Raw genomic sequence first — 3,013 nt, forward strand, 5'->3', positions numbered from 1 at the left:
CCGCCCCACCGTGTTTCACGTGAAACAAAACAACGGGGTGCCCCACGAATCGTGGGACACCCCGCATTGGTTCGGGTGAAGTCAGTCGTCCGGGTTCATGAGCGCCATGATGCGATTCAGGTCATCGACCGAGGCAAACTCGATCTGCACCTTTCCCTTGCGCGCGCCCAAGGTGATCTTGACGTTCGTGTCGAACCGGTCCTGCAGAGTGGACGCCAGGAAGTCCAGGCGCTCGTGGCGTTCCGGCTCGGCGCGACGACGGCGGGCAACCTGCGGCTTCTCGCCCTGCGCCAGCGACACCTGCTCCTCCGTCGCGCGAACAGAGAGGCCCTCCGCGACGATTCGCTGCGCAAGCTTCTCCATCTCGGCCGGATCCTCCAGGCCGAGGAGCGCACGCGCATGGCCCGCGGAGAGCACTCCCGCTGCCACGCGACGCTGAACCAAGGCAGGCAGTCGCATGAGGCGGATCGTGTTGGAGATCTGCGGGCGGCTGCGCCCGATACGTGCTGAGAGCTCCTCCTGGGTGCACTCGAATTCGGTCATCAGTTGCTGGTAAGCGGCGGCCTCTTCAAGCGGGTTCAGCTGCGAGCGGTGCAGGTTCTCCAACAGGGCGTCACGCAGCAGATCGCCGTCTTCGGTCTCCCGCACGATCGCGGGGATGGCCGTCAGCCCGGCCAGCTTGGAGGCTCGCCAACGACGCTCGCCCATGACGAGCTCGTACTTGGGGCCCTCGTTCTCGCGACTTGGCCGCACGACGATCGGCTGGAGCAGACCCACCTCGGTGATCGAGGCGACCAGTTCGTCCAGCTCGTCCTGGTCAAAGACCGAGCGGGGCTGCTTGCGGTTCGGGTGAATGTCCTCGAGCGGAACTTCGGCAAACGAGGCACCGGGAACCACCACGAGCTCCTCGGCGCGGGCCTCCTGCGGTTCCACGTCTTGGACGGACGTGTTTGCCTTGGAGGTCTTGCCCAGCACATCCGGGACCGACTGGCGCGGTCGCGAGCGATCGGCGGTTGCGGTAAAGAACATATCGGCCGGACGCGCCTTGCGCGGCGCCGCCGACGTCTTCGGCGCACGCTTCACCACATCGTCGGCCACAGACAGACGAGCGGAATCGCTTGAAGCCTTCTTCGTTGCTGCAGCGGCCGGCGCCTTGCGCGTGGGCGAGGGGGTCGACACCTGCTTAGCCGGCTTCGATGCGGCGAGGGCGGTCGGCTCTGGTGCCGTCGCTTCGGGCTCCGCCGGCGAATTGGCAATCAAGGCTCCAAGGCCGCGTCCAAGCCCGCGTCGTTTCTCGGCCATGGTGTCCTTTCGTGTGGTGTGTGCACTTCTCATCGTAGTCGCGTCGATCCTCATTCCCTATGTGATGCGGATTCTGCCCGCCCGACCCCGCGCGCGCCGACCGTGAGGTGGTGACGTCGCATGTTTCACGTGAAACGGCGACGGGTCATGCCGGATCTCTCCCGAACTGCGCGTATCAATACCAAATGTGCATGAGATCCACCTGGGACCGGCGCTGTGCGTGAGCAACAGACCTGGCAGGACCACACGTCAAGGCAGATTCTCGTGTCAGGCTTCCCAGACAAACTCTCCGTCCGACATCAAGTGGAATCAATTGACTAAGGTCATAGCGAGACTCCGGTCACCCCCGGCCTGACCTAGGGTCGGGTCAAATGAGCCGCACAAGGCCTCCCGCGCGCATCCGGCACTGAATCACTCCGCCCACGGGGAAGTGCCCACCTTCTCCCCAGCACAGCCTTCGATCCGGGCCGAACCCCCGGACCGAACTAGAACTCATCGAGACCGAGGCTGCTCATCGCTTGCATATTGCGTCGCATCGAACGCTGACCCATGCACACCTCGCATCACCCACCCGCGCCCATCGCAATGACAAGCTGGCGCCCTGCATCCAAGCGACGAACCAGTTCCGGCCAGCGACGACCCGTGCAGCCGAGCGACTCGGTTTGCGAAGCAACAGCGAATGCAAGTCCCCCGCCCCGACGCCACCAGTCTCGCGACGAGCGGCGACGCGTCGCCGACCTCGTAACGGCCACACCCGTCTTTGATAGCCCTGAACTCACGGCACGTGGGACCCGCGCATCTGGAAGACCGACCATGCTTCACGTGAAACGATGATGCGGGACGACGACCGTTTCACGTGAAACATGGCCACTTCAGGGCTGCGAAGCGCTTCTTCTACTGATCCCCCGACCGCCTCGTCGAACTCGCGAAAGCGGTCGTGGAGTCCTGTTTCACGTGAAACAACACAGCCCGACGCCGATGTGTTTCACGTGAAACACGGGAACGAAGCGAGCGTCGAGTGCGATTTCACTTGGATTCACGAGCCTCGGCTGCGGTGGATTCGATCACTGGGCAGCCGGTCTTGGCCGCCGCCCAGGGCTGTCAACAGCCGAGAGCTTTCCTGCCACGAACGCCGGCGTCGTGAGCGAATGTCCACTTGGACTGAGGGCGAAGCACGAGCTGGACCTACAGATTCGGGGAACGGGCCCTGGGCAGGACAGGGCCGAAGCATCACGGCCGCTCCGCGCGACTGTCCCATACGGACTCCCGTCGACACCCCTTGAGTGACCGACCAAGAGCCTTCCAAGCTACCCCGTCGCACAAGCCGTTGTGGATCGGTGCACGGCAGAGATGAGACTCGGCGGGCGGCCACCGCTACGAGGGAAGACTGCGAGGCTGCGCCGCGACTTCGACCGCACGATCCCCCAGCCGCAAGCAGAACCGATGTGTGTACCCCAAAGAATCAAGCGTGCGAACCGTCATCAACACCGATCAGTGACCGCCCCGCCGGACGCTGAGCAACTCCACAGCGGGGGTGGCAAACAGCTCCCCCGCCGAAAGACAGCGTCAAACCACGAGTCAGGGCCGGCAACCGACGCGCCTGGGTGACGAGGCGCCGACCAGTCAACAGGACACCGAAACAGGAAGCACGAAGCAACGAACGAAGTCGACGGAGCACAGAGCACAGAGCACAGAGCACAGAGCACAGAGC

At 64.1% G+C, this 3,013-nt stretch carries 1 protein-coding gene; it reads right to left on the minus strand.

The features are described from left to right. Positions 1-81 precede the first annotated feature (81 nt). Complete coding sequence (locus Q0A15_RS00540; RefSeq protein ID WP_291277585.1) at positions 82-1,302, minus strand: ParB/RepB/Spo0J family partition protein; 1,221 nt, start codon at positions 1,300-1,302, stop codon at positions 82-84. Positions 1,303-3,013 lie beyond the last annotated feature (1,711 nt).

This window comes from Galactobacter sp. (assembly GCF_022712295.1).
Lineage (GTDB): Bacteria > Actinomycetota > Actinomycetes > Actinomycetales > Micrococcaceae > Galactobacter.

What these genes read in the sequence shown, in the direction of transcription:
- Q0A15_RS00540 (WP_291277585.1), bottom strand. Translation starts at nt 1,302, where the DNA reads ATGGCCGAGAAACGACGCGGGCTTGGACGCGGCCTTGGAGCCTTGATT.